Here is an 18,236-nt window from a genome sequence, read left to right on the forward strand (position 1 = left end):
GCGTACCAATACCGAGCGAGTCTTGGCCGAGATTTGGCAAGAGGTTTTGGGTGTCGAGCAGGTAGGCATCGAAGACGATTTCTTCGAATTGGGCGGACATTCCTTGTTGGCCACGCAACTGTACTTCCTTGTGCAAAAACGGATCGTGGCTACGATCGCGCTCAACGCGTTTTTGACCGAGCCGACGGTAGCCGCTCAAGCACGTTTGATTGATATGGGTGTTGGACAAACAATCGATTTTGATGCGGAATCCATATTGGACCCCACTATTGAACCGTTAGGATTCAATGTAATCGATTCCGCAACTGCTCGAACAATATTCTTGACCGGTGCGACCGGTTTTCTAGGCGTATTTTTATTGGCTGATCTACTGGAGCAGAGCCAAGCCAATATTTATTGTTTGGTCAGAGCGCAAGACGAACATCAAGCCTTGGTTCGCCTGCAACAGCAAGTTGGACTTTATGAATTGACTGATCGTATCGATTTTAACCGGATCATCGCGGTCTGTGGCGATTTGGCCAAACCAAATTTTGGTCTGTCGGAGAGTCGCTACAAGGAAATTTCCGAGCGCGGCGAGGTGATTTACCACAACGGTGCGCTCGTGAATTTTGTTCAGCCTTACCGAACATTGAAAGCTGCTAATGTGAAAGGAACCGAAGAAGTGTTGCGTTTGGCTTGCCAGGGCAGACCCAAGGCCATTCATTACGTGTCGACGGTCTCGGTATTTAGCGAGATACCTCGTCAAGTAACGGGTCACAAGGAAACTGACGAACCTGAACAGCGAGGGAATTTACCGAACGGTTACGCAGAAAGCAAATGGGTTGCTGAAAAATTGGTGGTTGCCGCAGCAGAGAGAGGTTTTCAAGTCAGAATTTACAGGCCTGCAATTGTAGCCGGAGACAGTCGCACTGGAGCATGGAATACAGGTGATTATTGGTGTCGCCTGATTAAAGGCTGTGTACAAATGGGTTATGCACCACGTGAGCGCATTCGCATAAACATGGCGCCGGTCGATTATATGAGTCGGTCAATAGTGGCGTTATCCCAGAAAGTCGATACCGTCGGCAATATTTTTCATTTGAATCTCCCCGAGTCGCCTTATTCCGATGAATGGCTGGATTTTTATACAAGCCTGGGTTACCGATTGCAGCGTATTCCATATCGCGATTGGTTGGAAAAAGTATTGGAGTTTGGGAGTTATAACCCTGAAGGTTTTGCGTTAGCGCCGCTATTGCCAATGTTTGCCGAGCAAATCCATGATGGACATACGCAATTGCCGGAGGATGGTATGCCTCAATATGACAGCCGAGCAACTCATAAGGTGTTGTCGGCATTGAACGTGGAGTATGAGTTGTTGGATCGTAAGATTATGGCTCGTTATCAAGACTACTTTGTCAGAAGAGGTTTTATGGTTGATCACTAATAGTGAAGAGTTGGCCCGACTAAAAATTATTTGAATGTACTGGGGAGATTGGCGAAAGAAATCGTCTACCAGATGGAGATATTGAAATGTTTGTTTTTTAACGATAAAACGGGTAGAACCATGAGAAAAAAAAGGAATATTGCAAAGGCTGTGACAACAGCCAGTTTTGATTTGGAGCGAGCGATAAAAAACTGTTTGGCTAGAAGTATTTGTGTGGGAACGGTAGCGCTAGCTATGCCGGCACTATCGGCAGATAAAGACAAGCAAATGCATTTTAATATTCAGGCCAACGATTTAGCCTCAGCATTGTTTGTGTATTCCGAAACTACAGGCGTTCAACTGAGTTACCCTCAAAAAATGGTATCCGGTATTAAGTCGTCGTCGGTTTCAGGCGACTACACTCCGGATCAGGCATTACAGAAGCTATTGGCGGGCTCCAATTTCACTTATCAATACACGGATAACGATACGGTAAAGCTAATTGAGGCACCGAAAGAGTTAAATACCGGCGAGATCACATTAAAACCTATAACTGTCGTTGGCACTGCTTCGGGAGAAAGCCCCAGCCTGACCACGCCTTCCATCGCCGAATCAAAGGCCAAGCTAAATCGTGTTCCAGGTGGAACAACGGTGCTTGATGGTGAACGAATAAAAGAAGGTTCGGCATTGTCGGTGAACGACGTATTTGCCAACGCACCCGGTGTGTATGTCGGTGACTACAGCACCGGATCGGCTGGCGGCTCGCGTATCTCCATTCGAGGTTCCGACGCCAATTCAATTATTTCTCCTATCCGCGGATTGAAAATACTTCGCAACGGCATGCCTTTTACCAGTGCAAATGGTGCTTCCGATACTGAAACGTTCAACTTGTACGCCATTGATCATGTCGACGTGTATCGGGGCGCCAATGCGCTTGAATATGGCGGCAGCAATCTTGGTGGGGCCATCAATCTGATAACCCCAACCGGCTATACAGCCGAAGGTGTGCGAGTCGGTATGAAATGGGGTACTTACGATTACGTCAATCCAACGTTTAGCGTTGGCAAAGTGTTCGACAACGGTTTCGATGTTTACGGTTCGTTCTCCTATCTAAGTACCGACACCACCCGAGATAACAACAAACAGGAGCAGTTCTATGGGCACGGCAATGTCGGTTACCGCTGGAACGAAAATCAAGAAACCCGTTTGTACTTCGATATTCAGAATCATAATTTTACAGGGCTGGATCCACTGACCAAACAGCAAATCGAGGACAACCCACAACAAAATGCCCAGAGTTTGTATGGGCCTAACTGGGCTTTGCCGAATGGCTTTCCGTTTTACCGGGTGGATTTGAAACATTCGATTCAGTTCGACAATGGCGACCACTTTGACGTTGGCGCTTATTACGGAAGCAGGCAGTTTAACTATCAATGGACAGGCGCTAGTCCTGTAGACCTTTGGCAAGACACCGGTTTTAACTGGCGGCACGAAATCAACGGCGAGCTATTGGACATGAAAAACCGGGTGGTTTGGGGCGGGTTGATGCAGTGGATGTTTGTCAACGACTGGAACTATTCTACGGTTAATCGCCAGCGCGGTCGGTTGTTAAATGCGGAGCGTGACAAATGGCTCAATGTGGAAGGTTATTTGGAAGATCAACTTAGCCTGACCGATACGTTCACCTTGGTTGCTGGCCTCCAGCTGAATTATCGTAAAGTCGATTATGAACGCTATGAAGGTTATGTGGTCAGCGCAGCCAGACCCAGCAATCAAGCTGATAAAGACTTTTTCGTCCCCAATCCAAAATTGGGATTCACTTGGCAAGCCACCAAGGAAGCCCAACTTTACGGCAACTTGAGCCGCAGTTCTGAACCACCACCATTGGCAGACTTGGCCAATTTGTTTTTAAAGCCTTCCAGGGACATCCAGACCGCCAGTACGGTGGAAATCGGCACAAGGGGCGTAACGGATCGGCTGAAATGGGATTTGGCCTTTTACCACTCCTGGGTTAACAACGAATATTTGATCGTTAGCAGCCCAACCGATCGCTCCGCGTTTACCGCGACCAATGCGGATAGCACGACGTTACATACAGGTATCGAGCTTGGGTTAGAGTCTAGTTTGCCTTTGAACGTGGTGACCAATGGCGACGAACTGCGTTTGACCGGTAATTACACTTGGAATAATTTCCGTTTTGACAACGACCGTGATTTGGGCAATAACAAAATACCCGGAATACCCGAGCATAACGCTAGACTGGAAGCAGTCTATAAACACCCCAGCGGTTTTTATATCGGCCCTAATGCACAAATTGTCAGCTCCAATTGGGCGGATTTTTCCAATACTTTGGCGGCTAAACCCTATGCATTACTTGGCGTTCGAGCCGGTTGGGACGACGGAAAACATTGGAAGTTGTTCATCGATGGCCGTAACTTGACTGATGAGCATTATGCTTCTTCGATTTGGGTGTTAGGCGACGCAGGTGGAGCAGATATGGCGCAGTTTAATCCGGGTGGTACTCGCTCCGTGATGGGTGGCGTTGAGTATCGGTTTTAACTTCGCTCACCGCGTACGTTGGGTTGGGGTGTACCCATCCGGGCATAACCCCAACGTTTTGGCCGGTACGATTTTTCAATATCAATCGCCGTTTTGTGGGTTTGTGTCCCGCTGTCGAAATTTGGTGGGTAATGGAAAAGCTGTCGTGTTGGGGGGGCGTGCCTCACCACCCAACCGTCTAAAACGCATTTTTCCGATAACCAAACCGTATATTCACGAATCTATGAGCTTTGACATCTCGCCATTCAAGCAGCTTGCAAGCGTGCAGAATTTATCCGCGTTGAAACGCCGTCGCCACTATTGGCTGACCGTCCATCTTTGGCTGGGGTTGACGTTGGGCCTGCTGCTGTCGATTTACGGTATCACCGGCAGCATCCTGGTGTTTTACGCCGAAATTGACGAATGGCTGCGCCCAGAGCTACTGCAAGTTACTCCGCCGGAAGAAGGTCAATATCGGCCTTTGTCTGAGATTTTCGAAGCTGGCAGAAATGCCATGCCACCGCAAGCTAGACACACTTTTGCAGTTTATCCGCGCAATGCTAACGCTGCATTTCTATTAAGATTCAGCTTAGCGCAGGAGGACGGTAACGAAGACCGCTGGTTAGTAGGCGTAGATCCGTACACCGCCAAGGTGACAAATAAGCATCTGCAATGGCGCGCGGGAGACTGGATGCCTAACGATTGCATCGAGTTTATTTTCGAACTGCATTACGCGCTGTTATTGCCCTGGCATATCAGCAGCCCGATTGTCGGATTATCGGCAGCCCTACTTATTGTGTCCATCTTGACCGGCCTGATCGTTTGGTGGCCATTGACCGGGCATTGGCGCAATGCTCTGACCTTCAAAGCCAAAGCCGGCAAGGTACGTTTCAATTACGACCTGCACAAGACCAGCGGTTTTTACACCGCGCTGATCATGATTCCGGTGTTGTTTTCCGGTATCTACATGGTATTGCCGCATAACGTGGCGCCGGTAATCGAGTTATTTTCGCCGGTGACCTACCGCTACTGGTTTCAATCCAAGCCACCGTCTCCCAATGCACCGGCCATCGGCATGGATGAGGCGGTCAGCATTGCGCTAAAACAATACCCGCATGGCAGGCCGCACTCGATCTATGGCGCGCCTAATCTGACTCAAACCTACACAGTTTGTCAAAATGGCGTCGATGCGGCGGGCAGTATGCTGCAACGTCGTTGCACGGTGATCGACCGCTATTCCGGAAAAATTCTGGATTTGGACGACCCCAGCCTGCCGACTGCAACCGCGGGTGAAATCTTCACCCACTGGCAATGGTCGCTGCATTCCGGTCAAGCATTTGGAATGACCGGGCGACTATTGGTATTCCTGTCGGGATTGCTTTGCCCATTTTTGTTTGTAACGGGGGTGGTGCGCTGGAGACATAAATGTAGAGCAAATCGTAAAACTATTTAAATTGCATTGAAAAAAAGATAATTCAATAAATTTTTTTAAAAAAAGAGGTTTTAAATAGATGAATGAGAGTTATTTTTCTAAAAAAGGAAAATATTGTATCGGGATTATCTGTTAGCAACCGAATACATTGGCTTACATAATAAATATGTTTATGGTGATAAAAAATGGTATATAAAATTGAATTTCATTAAAGTTGGCTGAATATAAATTATTTTCACATTATTTTGACTATATCCCTACATGGCGTAGATTCGTTCAAAATTTATGGCAAGTGAACTTCACCGGATTTCTGTGTTATTGCCCCCAAAAAAACGGCACCAGCGATTTCGCCATTAGTATCAAGTCGCATCCGAATGTGATGTTTCTGTTAGCTAAATAGACATTGTCTACTGATATTGAAAAATGGCGTTTGAATTACCGAATAGAACGACAAAAAATGCATTTTCTTCTCGAAATTATGTTGATCGTATTTTTAACGTTTCGAATTTAACATTTAACTATTGGAGATATATGTATCGTTAGTTTTATAAAAAATAAATAAGGTGTAATATTGTGGCGCAACTGAATGGCGGGAGATTATACAATGTATTCGAGTGAAAAATTACCATTACAGGTGGAGAGGGCTCATAAACCATCGTTTGAAGAGTTTAATAAATTATATGCGGAACCGGGTAAGCCCGTGTTGATAACAGGGGTTGTTTCCCAATGGAAAGCCTGCTCACTTTGGAACCCACAATATTTCAATTCGCTTGCTGGTGAGCGGGTAGTTCCTGTCAAGCGTATGCGCAATGGCGCCTACTTAGAAGCTCGCTCCGAATCGATGAAATTGGCAGATTATTTAGATATCGTTAATAAAGAACCAGTTGGTAATGAGCGAGTTTATTTAAGCGAGCAAAGTTTCGAGAGTACTTTGCCAGAAGTTGTTGGCGATTTCACGATTCCTGCTTACATTGATTCAAAAGAAATTGACATAGTTAGTTATATCGGTAGTAGTGTACATTCGCAAATTCACTTTCACCCTTTCGGAAAGGCGTTGCTGTGCCAAGTTACGGGACGCAAGCGGGTAAAGCTATTTGCTCCTGATCAAACCCCACTGCTTTACCAAAAATTGAATTTTAGCAAGATTGAAGGTGAGCCGGTAGATTTAGAAAAATATCCCTTGTATGAAAAGGCTGAATATTACGAATGCGAGGTCAATGCAGGAGAAATGCTATTTTTTCCAATTTACTGGTGGCATGGCGTTGAAACACCGGAATTCAGTACTGCGGTAGTTTTTTTTTGGGATGATCCTCGTAAGTTGAGATGGTTTCCGCCAGCTGGTATTCCATGGTTCTACGTACCGGTGTTTGAAATTCGCTCGTGGTTTTTCAAGGGAAATCGTATCTTAAAACGAATTTTAAAGTCAATTCGTGGATAGGCCCGACAGTTTATTGTGATGAAATAGAAATCAACCGTTATTACGGGCGATATCGGAATAATGACATTTTTTATACTTTCTATTCTTTAAATTTCGGTATTTGAATCCCCCTCAATCCTCTCGGCAATTGTTCCCGCATTGCTTTACTAGATACATCCCTTATCCAACAGGAGAGGAAATTAAAGGGCCAAAATTTGAAGTGCTATGGGTTATATAATTAACAGAGGATCTACCATGTATCAGTGTATTGCCTGCCGGGGAAATTTGATTGACGAATCGCCATCCATAAAAATTTGTTCTCATTGTGGAACCAGTTATCCCATTATTAATGGGATTAGTTTTTTTCTGTTGCCGGACCCTTTTTCATCGTTGCAAGGCTTTGTTATGGAAATGGAAGAAGCCAAGGCCGCACTTACAAAAATTAATCAAAGTCTGGAGGACTTTGAACGCTGTTCCGATACAGGTACATTTGAGCGCAGAATCCGCACGATTAAAGAAGGCATAGATGGAAACATACGCGTATTGGAAAAATCCTGCCAACCAATAATGGATTTTCTGCAAAATCGAACTCGTCAAGATAATGCGTTGGCGTGGAGTTCGGTAAAGTCCGGTTTTACGTTTCACGATATGTTGCCGTATTTTTACCAAGACTGGTTTGGAACGCCTGATTTTTCAGAAGTAAGAAAATTGTTTGCTAAAACCCTTGACGAGCACTGTAAAGATAGAGAGTCTGTTGCGGTATTGGGGGCGGGCGCCTGCGGCTTACTATATAATATTTCTGATAATTTTCAGGTATCTTATGGAGTGGACTTGTCTTTGCCAACTCTCTTAAGCGCTAAGATGCTTATTGAAGGGGAAGCCTTAACTTTCCATCTGCAAACGGCAGATTGGCATTATATTGAACTCGCTTCGCCGAAACCAACAGAAAACGACATTCGTTATATTGTTTCGGACGTAATGAACATGCCATTTGAGAGCGCTTCGTTATCTGTAGTAATTACCCAGTATATGCTGGATATCGCTAGCAATCCGAAACGCCTATCTGAGGAAATTTTTCGGGTGCTAAAACCTGATGGTATGTGGATTAATTTTTCAAACCCCTTTAGGGTTCTTGGGGATCCCGTTGAATTGGGTTGGCGAAAATTAAATGAATTACCTGATTTTTTTAAAAAGATGGGGTTTGAGCCAGTTAGCATGGAAATTGAACATTTTACCCTGCTCAATGTTGAAAAAATTTGCAATGAAACCGGAAATACTAAGCAATTGGTCCACTTTCTTACCTTAAGGAAAAGCCAAGATATTCCGGATTTTTCTAAAAATGAAAAATCGATTCAACGATTTTTCAAACAAAATGATAATATTTGGCATGAAATTCCTGAAATTGTTAAAGGGCGAGAGCTGGATTTTGTTAGGCGAAGGTCTTTCGATGAGCTAGGTCGTGTTAGAGAATCCTTAGAAATTAGTTTGGCAGGACATTTCTTCTCTATTCCATCCAATTTTGCTATGTTGTTGGAAACGATTTTTGAGTGCATCAATGGAAATAACAGTTTAAGAGAAATTTTTGCAGTTTTACAACAAAATAACATCGGTCTAAGTGAAGTAGAGTTTTTACAACTGATTTATACATTAAACATCCAGCATTATCTGATCAAGTTATAGATATGTCTTCACATTCAATAATTGGATGAAATTACAGAGTGCTATTAATATGAAATATCGTCTCTGTCTTTATGAATAATACGGTTTTATCCGCAATATGCGAATAATATTTAGTCCCAAAGACTTTTTGTAATTATCAAAGCAATAGTGACTTTAGGTGTTATGGGAATTGCCGCGATTGTGATTGGTGTTGTACACCTAATTCAAAGTACTGAATATTTTGTATGGTTATTGACTTATGGCTTGAAGAGTTATCAGTTACAGATGAGGAATACCAATATTATTGGTCGTTGCTAGGCAAAAATGAGCAAGAGAGAGCCTTGCGTTTTGTGCAAACAAAATATCGTAGGGACTATGTCGCAAGTCACGGGAAGCTCAGGTTGATTTTGGCGAAGTATCTGGGCACCCCTCCTGAAAAAATCCTTTTTACAATACAATCTCACGGAAAACCTTTTGTCGCCTGCGATAGGTCCAGCGGCATTAGATTTAATATGGCTCATTCCGGCGATCATATGGCGGTTGGTATAAGTTATGCCAATGATATTGGTGTCGATATTGAAGTATGGACGGATAGGGTCGATTATTGTGGGATTATAGCGGTATGTTTTTCTGAAGAAGAGATTCGCTTTTGGTTGAATTTACCAAATGAGCAGCAACAAGAATTTTTTTTCAGACTCTGGACAAGGAAAGAGAGCTTTGTAAAAGCTGTTGGCCTAGGACTCGAATTGGAAATTTCGCGCGTGGAAACTACATTAACAGGAGTTAGTGAGTTTCTATCGTTACCCGCTAACTGTGGTATGTCGGGAAGTTGGAGTCTGATCGATTTGGAATTAGCTCATGGCTTGAGTGGGTCTATTACTGTTCATTCTCGTATTGCACCTCGCATAAATTACAAATCCCTCTTGTAATTCAAAAGCCTGCATTCACAAATCGCGGCACATCCTTGTGTCGATTTTTTAAAAAAATTAATTTAATCCGGCTTGCTGCATGTGTTTTCGTAAGCTTAGCGGACGCATATCCGTCCAGACTTCTTTGATATAGTCCAAGCATTCTTGCTTGGGTCCTTTTGGGCCAACGGCTCGCCAACCGCCAGGAATATCTTTATAGTCTGGCCAGATGGAGTACTGCTCTTCGTCATTGACAACGACCTGATAAATCGAAGTGTCTTCCTCGTCCCAACTCATCTTTTTCTCCATAGTTCAGGTGTAAAAGAAGTAAAGCTGTTTGCTTTACACATTAAAGCCTTTAATTAAGAAGACGACCTAAACCTTCTTTGTCCTCAGTCGTTGCAAAAATCAGCCTGATGAATTTTGAATTGTTTTCGGCAATGCAATAGCGCCCTAGCTAAAAGTTTTTCGACTGCACTATCCGAAATATTCATTTCAATGGCTATTTCAGCATATGTCATGCCATAAACGCGATTTAAAATAAATGCTTCTCTGGCGCGATCAGGAAGTTCGTCAACGATATTGGAAAATATCGATAACTTTTCATTGACGATTGCCAAGTGCTCTGTTGAAGGTAGTTCGTCGCATATCGCCAGTGTTGGGTCTGTGTTGTTTAGATGTTTCTCAACGACTTTACGATGTTTGATATGGTCATAAGCTAAGTTTTTAGCTGTTTGAAACAAGAAGCCTCTTGGGTGTTCGATAATCTGCTTGCGAGCCTCTCTTGAAAAGATAATGAAACATTCTTGCACGAGTTCTGCTGCGATATCTGGACAATCAACAATACGTGATAGGTGGAGTTGTAGTTCCGATTGATGGTCGATATACACAGATTCAAAATTCATACTCAATTTCCTATTGATTGTTTTGCCAACTTAGTCAATTGCATTGACGTGGGCGGCAAAGTTTTATATGACTAGGTTTTTTTCGCTAAGGGCGCGTAATTCTCATGATTGTTAAAAGTTATCGTTCAAGCAGATACAGGCATTAAAACTAAATTGATAACCCATAGTTAAAGCAAAAAACGCGCCAAGCCAATGTTTTACATTAAAACAATAAGTTATAGCTCAATAGCGAGTGAATCTGGCCATCTAGTAAGTGAAATGACTCAGTTCGATACGTTAAATAACACAGTTAAGTAATTTATGTGGATGCCTCTCCCTGCTGATTTAAGTCAGTTAAGTCAATCGCTGCTTCTAACCTATTGACCATTTGCTTTCAAAAGTGAGCGAATCATGTCGATTTATTAAGCAGGGCTACTGTAGATAGCATTGATTACAGTCAACAGCGGACTTGTTTAGCCAAATATGGCTGGGGTTATTTTGCGATCTAAGCGTCTTCTTATATGACATGAGTCCAATCCTAATCACAAAAATACGTTCTGATTTATCTTCTTAGTGGCTGCGAGCATAACGTAATGAATAGAACCTTATCTCTACTGAACTAGGCTTTTGCATTGGACGATGCTCAAATGTCTGTTAGCAGTTTGTTGTAATCGATAGAAGATGCGTTCTTGATCGTAACGATTGCCACCTGTCAATTGGTTTAGCTATATAACGGAGTTATTATGCTGCTATTTTTATGGCGCTCATCATGGATCATTATTTCCGGTGTATTGCTGACAGGCGTTGCCAGTGGCCTGAGTAATGCTGCATTAATTGCATTTATCAACACCAGTTTAGTTGGCCAAATGAATATTGCACATGCCATTTGGTGGTTTGCTGGATTGGCATTTACTGTATTGATCAGTCAAACACTATCGCATTATTTGTTAAATCAACTCAGTACGCAGTTGGTACGAGATCTCCGGTTGCGTATTAGCCGGTTAATTTTGAATGCGCCGTATCCAAATTTGCAAAAGATGGGTAAATCGGCGTTACTTAGTCATCTTACTGAAGATGTTACCGCTATAGCAGGCGCCAGCCAGCTTTTTCCTGTGCTCTGTATCAATTTTGCGATCCTGATTGGTTGCATGGCTTATTTAAGTTGGTTGTCCTGGCAATTGGCTCTGGTTCTTGCCGGTATCATTTTATTTGGTGTGACGACCTTTAATTTTTTCAATGACATTCCGATGCGGTCTGTCCGAAACGCACGCGACGAATATGATGTGCTTAGCAGAGGTTTCACGGCGTTGACCGAGGGCGTTCGAGAATTAAAACTTCACCGGCGTAGAAGCGAAGCGTTTGTTTCCCAATCACTTTCCAATAGTGCTGAAGCCTACAGACAGCATTCTTTCCGCGCGGCTGTCGCTTACTTATGGATAAATCAATGGGTTCAATTTCTTTATTATTTGACTATCGGCGCGATTTTGTATGCGTTTCCACTTTGGCAAACACTCACTCAAGAAATCGTCAGTGGCTATGTCTTAGTGTTTTTATTCATGATGTCACCTCTAACCATCGTGACGAATAGCTTGCCTGTTTTCAGTCGAGCGAAAGTTTCGCTGGATAGTATCCTGAAATTAGATGAAAAACTTGTAGAACAAAGCCTTGCCGAACGTCTGGCTAAATTGGCGGTACAGAAAAGCTTTACGTCATTGACTCTGACAGGCATAACCCATAGCTTTCATCGGGAAAAGGAAAACCGGAATTTCACATTAGGACCAATAGATCTTGAATTTCGTCCGGGTGAATTAGTCTTTCTCGTGGGGGGTAATGGCAGCGGCAAGACGACATTGGCGATGCTGTTGATCGGACTTTATCATCCAGCACGAGGCATGATTTCCTGGAACGGATGTCCCGTTGATGCGGGCAATCGTGATGCTTATATGCAGAATTTTTCAGTGATTTTCTCGGACTTTTATCTATTTGACGAGTTGTATGGCGTTAATGCGGAGCAACATCGCGGTGCCATGGACGACTACTTGCAGCGTTTGCACCTCAATCATAAGGTAGAGATTGTCAATGGGCAGTTTTCATCAGTGAGCCTGTCCCAAGGACAGCGTAAACGTCTGGCATTGTTGGTTGCTTATTTGGAGGATCGGCCTTTCTATGTGTTTGATGAATGGGCTGCCGATCAGGATCCGGAATTTAAACATTTGTTCTATACCGAGCTATTACCTGCTCTAAAAGCGCAAGGCAAAACGGTTTTGGCGATTACGCACGATGAAAAGTATTTCTATTTAGCAGATCGATGCATCAAGCTTGATGAAGGTCATGTTGCTGCGATTGAATATCCTCAGGGACACCCCGAACACGCAACGGCAAACGCTGACTGGCTGCGTTCGACTCATACTGAAACATCGATTTCATGATGCAGGAAGGGACTATGGCTAAACCTAAAAAATGGCTGAGTATTGGGCTGGGCTCAATTGGATTATTGGTTGTTGCTGGCGGATTGGGTTATCGCTGGTGGTTGCAATCACTGCCTACCCTGGACGGTGAATTCAAATTGGCTAAATTATCTTCGCCCGTAAGTGTCGACACCGATTCTCACGGTATTCCGCTCATAACTGCGAGTAACCGAATCGATGCTACGCGCACGTTAGGTTATGTGGCCGCCCGTGATCGTTTGTTTCAAATGGATTTGATGCGGCGCAAAAGCGCTGGGCGATTGGCTGAGATATTTGGCGAAATGGCTATCAAAAGTGACTTGCAATCCAGAACCTATGGTTTCAGTGTCAGAGCCCGGCAAATTTTATTCAAGCAGCCTGCAATTCATCGCCAATATTTAGAGGCTTATGCGGATGGCATCAACAGTTATCTGCAGCAAAATCCTACGCTACCCTTCGAGTTTAAAGTGCTGGGTTACCAGCCTGAGCCGTGGCAAGCTGAAGATTGCTTGCTGGTTGTGTTGGGGATGTTTGAAAACTTGACGGCCTGGACTGAGAGTAGCGAACGGATGCTCAGTATTATGGATCAAACGTTACCACCTGAGGTCTTGGCATTCTTGACGCCGGACAGTGATCGGTTTACCGACGATTTGATGAAATTCACTCAGTCCCGTAGACCACCACAAGGCATTCCCTACTCTGCTATGCAATCACTGTTAGCTGGTAATTCGGCTGATTTAAGAAGCTTGGCCAAGGCGCCGGAGGAAACGTTAGCAGGTTCCAACGCTTGGGTAGTCAGTGGCAGCAAATCGAGGGATGGCCGAGCGATATTGGCCAATGATATGCACTTGGGGATCAGTGTTCCGAATATTTGGTATCGCGTTGAACTTCAATATCCTGAGGTGCGGGCAGTCGGTTTAAATTTACCAGGTACTCCTTTTCTTATTTCTGGCAGTAACCAGCATGTTGCCTGGGGGGTGACCAACCTGGTTGGAGATTTTCTGGATTTGGTCAAACTTGAAATGAATCCTGATAATGCTGGGCAATATCGGGTGGGCGATCAATGGCAAGACTTTGTCGAACGACACGAAACGATACACATCAAAGGCGCAGAACCTAAAGCCTTAACGATTAGAGAAACGCAATGGGGGCCAGTCGCGGAGCAAGCGCTATTGGATGAACCTGTTGCCATACATTGGGTGGCTTTGGATACGGATGCGGTCAATGTCGGTATTGCGGATTTGGAAGGCAGCAAATCCTTGGACGAATCTTTGGCCATTGTGAAGCGCGCAGGCGGGCCGCAGTTGAACGTTTTATTGGCAGATGAGCATGGGCATATTGCCTGGACATTGACAGGCAAGATTCCTCGCCGTTTTGGTGGTGATGGGGCTATCAGTCATTCATGGGCAGATGGTAAAACGGGTTGGCAAGAGTATATTCGACCGGATGAAATGCCGCAGTCCATTGATCCAACGGAGGGTTTTTTAGTATCGGCCAATGACAGGCGGTTCTCCGCGGATTTTCCAGTCGTCATTGGTCATCAATTTGTTAATGGTTACCGGGCGTACCGTATTAATCAACGGCTCAAGCAAGCGACAACCCATAGCGAATGGTCATTGTTCAATCTCCAACAAGATACTGAGACTGAATTTTATGACTATTACCAGCAACTGGCATTGAAAGCATTGTCTCCGGAAGTTTTAGCGCAAAAGCCCGAGTTAATCGCGTTACGGGATTATTTGGTCAGCTGGAACGGTAGAGCTGATGTTGCAAGTTTGGGATTGCCGATATTGGTGGAATTCCGCAAACAACTGATTGATTCGGTTTTTACGCCATTTTTAAATGGTTGTAAGCAAGCCGACAAAAATTTTGTCTTTCAGTGGAATTACGTTGACACTCCTTTGCAAGTTTTGTTGAACGAAAGACCAGCTCAATTATTGCCGGAAGCCGCCCATCACAAGACTTGGGATCAATTTATTCTGACGCAATTAGAGAATAGTGCGTCCACAGTGATGTCCCGTCACCCCAATGTCGGTTTGGCTGATCTGACGTGGGGTAAGCAGAATATTGCCGGTCACGCTCACCCTTTCTCCAAAGCCTTGCCTTTGCTTTCCTCTGCATTAGATATGCCCCATCAAGCGCTAGCTGGGTGCGGTGGATTCTGCGTGCGGGTAACGGGCCCAGATTTTGGGGCTAGCGAGCGATTAGTGGTATCACCCAATCATTTATCTGAAGGCATTTTACATATGCCTGGCGGACAATCCGGACATCCGCTATCAAGCTTTTATAAGGATCAACAAGCTTATTGGGTAGAGGGGTTGCCAATGTCTTTGGTGACTGGAAAGTCCCAGCATAAAATGGTGCTAAAACCAGAATAGTCAGACTTGGCAAAGATTAAATGCACTACTGAACAGGCTGCGATAAAATGTCCAGTTGTTTTTTATGCAGGTCAAATAAAAGTAGAATATTTTGGAATCCGATCTGAATGACAATATAGACGAACAGGCTGTAGCGTGGTTTATTCGCTTACGGGCTGATAACGTCAGTAACGAGGATAGGACGTCTTTCAATCAGTGGCTTGAACAAGACACTGCTCACCGGCGTGCGTTCGATGAAATTTGCGTCATGTGGGGCGACACAGATCTGTTAAACAGTCTGAGAATCAATGCAAAATCACACGGCATTGCCCCAAAGCCGAAGAAAAAACGTTACTTCAACCCAAGAATCCCTTTGGCTCTTGCAGCTTGCTTGGCCCTCGCTCTGCCGCTTTCCAGTCAAATACAGGTTCTATTGAAGGCGGATTATTCGTCGGCTATTGGGGAACGTAAAACTGTTCTGTTGGAGGATGGCTCCACGGCCATGCTCAACACTGACAGCGCAATTGCTGTCAATATGGAAGACGGCAAACGTTCTGTGAAGCTATTCAAAGGCGAAGTTTTTTTTGATGTTAAACCTGATCCCAGTCGCCCGTTTTTGGTCCACGCGGATCATTCAACGACGCGCGTATTGGGTACCCGATTTTTTGTTAATCATCGACAAGAGAGTGACGAGATCAAAGTACTCTCGGGGCGTGTCGAAGTATCTGCTCATCAAGCTTGGAAAGATCCCGTCGTTTTAGGCGAGGATGAAATGGTAGCCGTTTTCGATACCAAGATTGGTCAACCCAAAAAATTGGATTCGAAACTGGCCACTTCCTGGATTAACGGATTTTTGGCGTACGAAAATGAAACGTTAGAGTCGGTCATTAATGCTATCAATCGGTATCGCCCAGGAATGGTTTTCTTTAAAGATGATTCATTACGGCAACTAAAAATCAATGGACGTCTCAGCATCAGGGATTCCCATGATATGCTGAAAGTGTTGCAACGAACCATGGATGTTAAGATGACTTATGTAACCGACTGGGTTGTTATTGTTGGATAGGATTGCGTTTGGCATCATTTTCAGAAATTACTTCTACCTGCTTGTGGGCAATTAAACAGCCAATCGCTGCCCTATAACTTTCAGCAGAGGCTGCAGAATTGTTGCAAGTCGTTGCAAATAGATCCCCAAAAGAAATATTGTTGGCCCAGTTGGATGTCCTGTTGATCTCGGAAATTGCCCGTTTACTGCCAGCTAAGGGGCGTATAAGGTTTCATACGGTGACTTCGTTTAAAGAGACTATGCAACCTGACTTTTGAGTCAGCCAGGTAGTAGCCCAATCGAGAGCCTCTTGCTCACTACTGGTTAAGTTTTGTTTGAAATCAAAATTTTTGATAATTCCAGAGGCAGAGTCGAATGTGCCAGTTAAGTTAACTTGATAAAGAATGCCAACGGAAAAGTGTTCTGTATAGCCTTCGCTCGGCGAAATGTAAACGATGCTGGGCGATAACGAGGTAGCAGAGGAAAAATATACTTCAAATTTTCTTGTCACTTTTGTAACCATTATTTGATGATACCTAAACGCAACGCTCCGCTGGAGTGTTGCGTTAGACCGATACGTTAAGTAAAACAGCTTATCAACAGTATTGCATAGTATTACGTTGCACTATGGCAGCACGGCTCGTTCGATTTGGGTCGACTCGCTCTTCTTTATGCAAAATTTATCCTTTTTCTCTTGGGCTGCTGGTTCTGGTACACCTAATAGAGAAAATGTTTTTGCCGCTCCTGCAACAGCAGATACTAATTTTCCTGTTGCATCGATATTCTCAGCAATTTTCGGATCGGAGTTAAGCGTTACAGATTTTAGCAATCCAGAATCATTGAAGCTGACTGCAAATTCAGATTTACCAAATTCTGCTGAATCAAAGTTTACGAAATACAAGTCACCGAGTGGCAATGTCTTGTATGTTTCAGACTGCTCGTCAACGCAATATTGTTCATAGTCTTTATTTTTCGGATCGACTACATATTTTGTTGTCGTCGTGATTTTAACAAGAACCGGCGTTGCTATTGGAACGCCTTTCGCTTCTTTTTGCTGTGCATCAAAGACTTTTAAGTTCGATGCACAACCAGCGCAAAATAAAACTAAAGAACAACATGCAATTGCTTTAAACATCATTTTCTCCCGAGTTGCGTGGTCTAAGTTGTTAAGCTGTTCACGGCATATTTATCCGATAATGACCGGCTATGCTACTTATTGATTAGCCAAAAGTTTTTCATTCCGTATATCATAGGCGACAGTTAGCTATGGCTAGGTTTACATCGGAACAGGTGGCGGTTTTCAAGTTGATTTAGGGTGAAATATGCACTTCTTGGCCATTTTGTTTCAGACAAGCTAAATTTTAGATGGCGCAGGGAGGGAGGATGCCCATTATTTTCAGGTGATTAAGGATATGAGCCGAGCATTCCTCGATACTCATTTGATTCGTATCGATCACAATCTCTGGGGTTTCTGGTGACTCGTAAGGGGAGGAAATGCCGGTAAAATGGGCTATTTCGCCGAGTCTTGCCTTTTGATAAAGTCCTTTAACATCCCGTTGCTCACAGACTCTTAAATCACATTTGCAGTAAATTTCAATAAAATCGCCATCCGCCACGGCACGTCGGGCGAGCTCCCTTTCTAACCTGAAAGGCGATATGAACGCCGTTAGGGTTATGCTTCCCGCATCAAGCATTAATTTGGCGACTTCCGCAATCCGGCGAATATTTTCTTTTCTATCCGCATCTTCAAAGCCTAAATCTTTCGAAAGTCCATGGCGGATGTTATCACCATCCAATACATACGTACGGCAACCTTGCTGATGCAGTTGTGCCTCTACTGCGTGCGCGATGGTTGATTTTCCTGCGCCAGATAACCCTGTAAACCACAAAATGACCGAGCGATGTCCGTTCAGGGATTCCCGGTGCGATCATGCTATTTGAGAATGGTGCCAGACAATGTTTTTGCCATATTCCATGCGTATGAATCCAATCAATGATGAAGAGGGTAACCTCGAAAGCCACAAGTGTCTTTGCTTCATAATGAAGACGATTATTGTCGTTAAGTTACTCATCATTGAATTCTTGCATTCGGTAGGCGGTATTTTCACGACTAAATCGTCTTCTTTTTTAGGATTGCACCTTATTGA

General features: G+C 44.0%; 14 protein-coding genes. 9 read left to right on the forward strand and 5 right to left on the reverse strand.

Annotation, left to right across the window (positions count from 1 at the left end; translation table 11 throughout):
* Positions 1-46 precede the first annotated feature (46 nt).
* From QLH52_RS14255 to QLH52_RS14280, 6 genes are all read left to right on the forward strand, one after another.
* Positions 47-1,423 carry an SDR family oxidoreductase gene (locus tag QLH52_RS14255; RefSeq protein ID WP_425257559.1) on the forward strand — a complete coding sequence of 459 codons (1,377 nt, stop codon included), beginning with the start codon at positions 47-49 and terminating at the stop codon, positions 1,421-1,423.
* A gap of 234 nt (positions 1,424-1,657) precedes the next feature.
* The gene (locus QLH52_RS14260) at positions 1,658-3,961 is read left to right on the forward strand and encodes a TonB-dependent receptor (protein ID WP_319962003.1); all 2,304 of its coding nucleotides are present in this window, start codon (positions 1,658-1,660) and stop codon (positions 3,959-3,961) included.
* 223 nt (positions 3,962-4,184) lie between these two features.
* Positions 4,185-5,393 carry a PepSY-associated TM helix domain-containing protein gene (locus tag QLH52_RS14265; protein WP_319962004.1) on the forward strand — a complete coding sequence of 403 codons (1,209 nt, stop codon included), beginning with the start codon at positions 4,185-4,187 and terminating at the stop codon, positions 5,391-5,393.
* Positions 5,394-5,958: 565 nt separating this feature from the next.
* Positions 5,959-6,810: a cupin-like domain-containing protein gene (locus tag QLH52_RS14270; RefSeq protein WP_319962005.1), complete on the forward strand. Its 852-nt coding sequence runs from the start codon at positions 5,959-5,961 to the stop codon at positions 6,808-6,810.
* Between the two features lie 234 nt (positions 6,811-7,044).
* The gene (locus QLH52_RS14275) at positions 7,045-8,469 is read left to right on the forward strand and encodes a class I SAM-dependent methyltransferase (protein WP_319962006.1); all 1,425 of its coding nucleotides are present in this window, start codon (positions 7,045-7,047) and stop codon (positions 8,467-8,469) included.
* Positions 8,470-8,693: 224 nt separating this feature from the next.
* On the forward strand, positions 8,694-9,377 hold the full coding sequence (locus tag QLH52_RS14280) for a 4'-phosphopantetheinyl transferase family protein (RefSeq protein WP_319962007.1): 684 nt from the start codon (positions 8,694-8,696) through the stop codon (positions 9,375-9,377).
* A 57-nt stretch (positions 9,378-9,434) separates the two neighbouring features.
* On the opposite strand, the gene QLH52_RS14285 is transcribed toward QLH52_RS14280, so the two are convergent.
* On the reverse strand, positions 9,435-9,653 hold the full coding sequence (locus QLH52_RS14285; RefSeq protein WP_319962008.1) for an MbtH family protein: 219 nt from the start codon (positions 9,651-9,653) through the stop codon (positions 9,435-9,437).
* Between the two features lie 95 nt (positions 9,654-9,748).
* Positions 9,749-10,261, reverse strand: coding sequence for an RNA polymerase sigma factor (locus tag QLH52_RS14290; RefSeq protein ID WP_319962009.1), 513 nt, complete (start codon positions 10,259-10,261; stop codon positions 9,749-9,751).
* Positions 10,262-10,983: 722 nt separating this feature from the next.
* On the opposite strand from QLH52_RS14290, the gene QLH52_RS14295 reads away from it, so the two are divergent.
* From QLH52_RS14295 to QLH52_RS14305, 3 genes are all read left to right on the forward strand, one after another.
* Positions 10,984-12,669: a cyclic peptide export ABC transporter gene (locus QLH52_RS14295; protein WP_319962010.1), complete on the forward strand. Its 1,686-nt coding sequence runs from the start codon at positions 10,984-10,986 to the stop codon at positions 12,667-12,669.
* Between the two features lie 14 nt (positions 12,670-12,683).
* A complete protein-coding gene (locus QLH52_RS14300) occupies positions 12,684-15,065 on the forward strand; it encodes a penicillin acylase family protein (protein ID WP_319962011.1) in 2,382 nt (793 codons plus the stop codon).
* 91 nt (positions 15,066-15,156) lie between these two features.
* Entirely contained in the window at positions 15,157-16,110 is a 954-nt protein-coding gene (locus QLH52_RS14305; protein WP_319962013.1) for a FecR family protein, read from the forward strand.
* A 211-nt stretch (positions 16,111-16,321) separates the two neighbouring features.
* Here QLH52_RS14305 and QLH52_RS14310 read toward each other — a convergent pair whose 3' ends face one another.
* The 3 genes from QLH52_RS14310 to cysC all read right to left on the reverse strand — a co-directional run bounded on the left by QLH52_RS14310 (position 16,322) and on the right by cysC (position 18,002).
* Entirely contained in the window at positions 16,322-16,600 is a 279-nt protein-coding gene (locus QLH52_RS14310; RefSeq protein WP_319962014.1) for a hypothetical protein, read from the reverse strand.
* Positions 16,601-16,714: 114 nt separating this feature from the next.
* Positions 16,715-17,227 (reverse strand): hypothetical protein, encoded by a 513-nt coding sequence (locus QLH52_RS14315; RefSeq protein ID WP_319962015.1) that lies wholly within the window; start codon positions 17,225-17,227, stop codon positions 16,715-16,717.
* A gap of 223 nt (positions 17,228-17,450) precedes the next feature.
* Positions 17,451-18,002, reverse strand: a complete 552-nt coding sequence (gene cysC / locus QLH52_RS14320; protein ID WP_319962106.1) for an adenylyl-sulfate kinase — start codon at positions 18,000-18,002, stop codon at positions 17,451-17,453.
* Positions 18,003-18,236 lie beyond the last annotated feature (234 nt).

This window comes from Methylomonas defluvii, assembly GCF_033949435.1.
Lineage (GTDB): Bacteria > Pseudomonadota > Gammaproteobacteria > Methylococcales > Methylomonadaceae > Methylomonas > Methylomonas defluvii.

Excerpts from the sequence above, each read along its gene's own strand:
- QLH52_RS14265 (WP_319962004.1), top strand. The coding sequence starts at position 4,185 with ATGAGCTTTGACATCTCGCCATTCAAGCAGCTTGCAAGCGTGCAGAAT.
- QLH52_RS14270 (WP_319962005.1), top strand. The coding sequence starts at position 5,959 with ATGGCGGGAGATTATACAATGTATTCGAGTGAAAAATTACCATTACAG.
- QLH52_RS14280 (WP_319962007.1), top strand. The coding sequence starts at position 8,694 with ATGGTTATTGACTTATGGCTTGAAGAGTTATCAGTTACAGATGAGGAA.
- QLH52_RS14290 (WP_319962009.1), bottom strand. The coding sequence starts at position 10,261 with ATGAATTTTGAATCTGTGTATATCGACCATCAATCGGAACTACAACTC.
- QLH52_RS14315 (WP_319962015.1), bottom strand. The coding sequence starts at position 17,227 with ATGATGTTTAAAGCAATTGCATGTTGTTCTTTAGTTTTATTTTGCGCT.
- QLH52_RS14260 (WP_319962003.1), top strand. The coding sequence starts at position 1,658 with ATGCCGGCACTATCGGCAGATAAAGACAAGCAAATGCATTTTAATATT.
- QLH52_RS14295 (WP_319962010.1), top strand. The coding sequence starts at position 10,984 with ATGCTGCTATTTTTATGGCGCTCATCATGGATCATTATTTCCGGTGTA.
- QLH52_RS14275 (WP_319962006.1), top strand. The coding sequence starts at position 7,045 with ATGTATCAGTGTATTGCCTGCCGGGGAAATTTGATTGACGAATCGCCA.
- QLH52_RS14285 (WP_319962008.1), bottom strand. The coding sequence starts at position 9,653 with ATGAGTTGGGACGAGGAAGACACTTCGATTTATCAGGTCGTTGTCAAT.
- QLH52_RS14300 (WP_319962011.1), top strand. The coding sequence starts at position 12,684 with ATGGCTAAACCTAAAAAATGGCTGAGTATTGGGCTGGGCTCAATTGGA.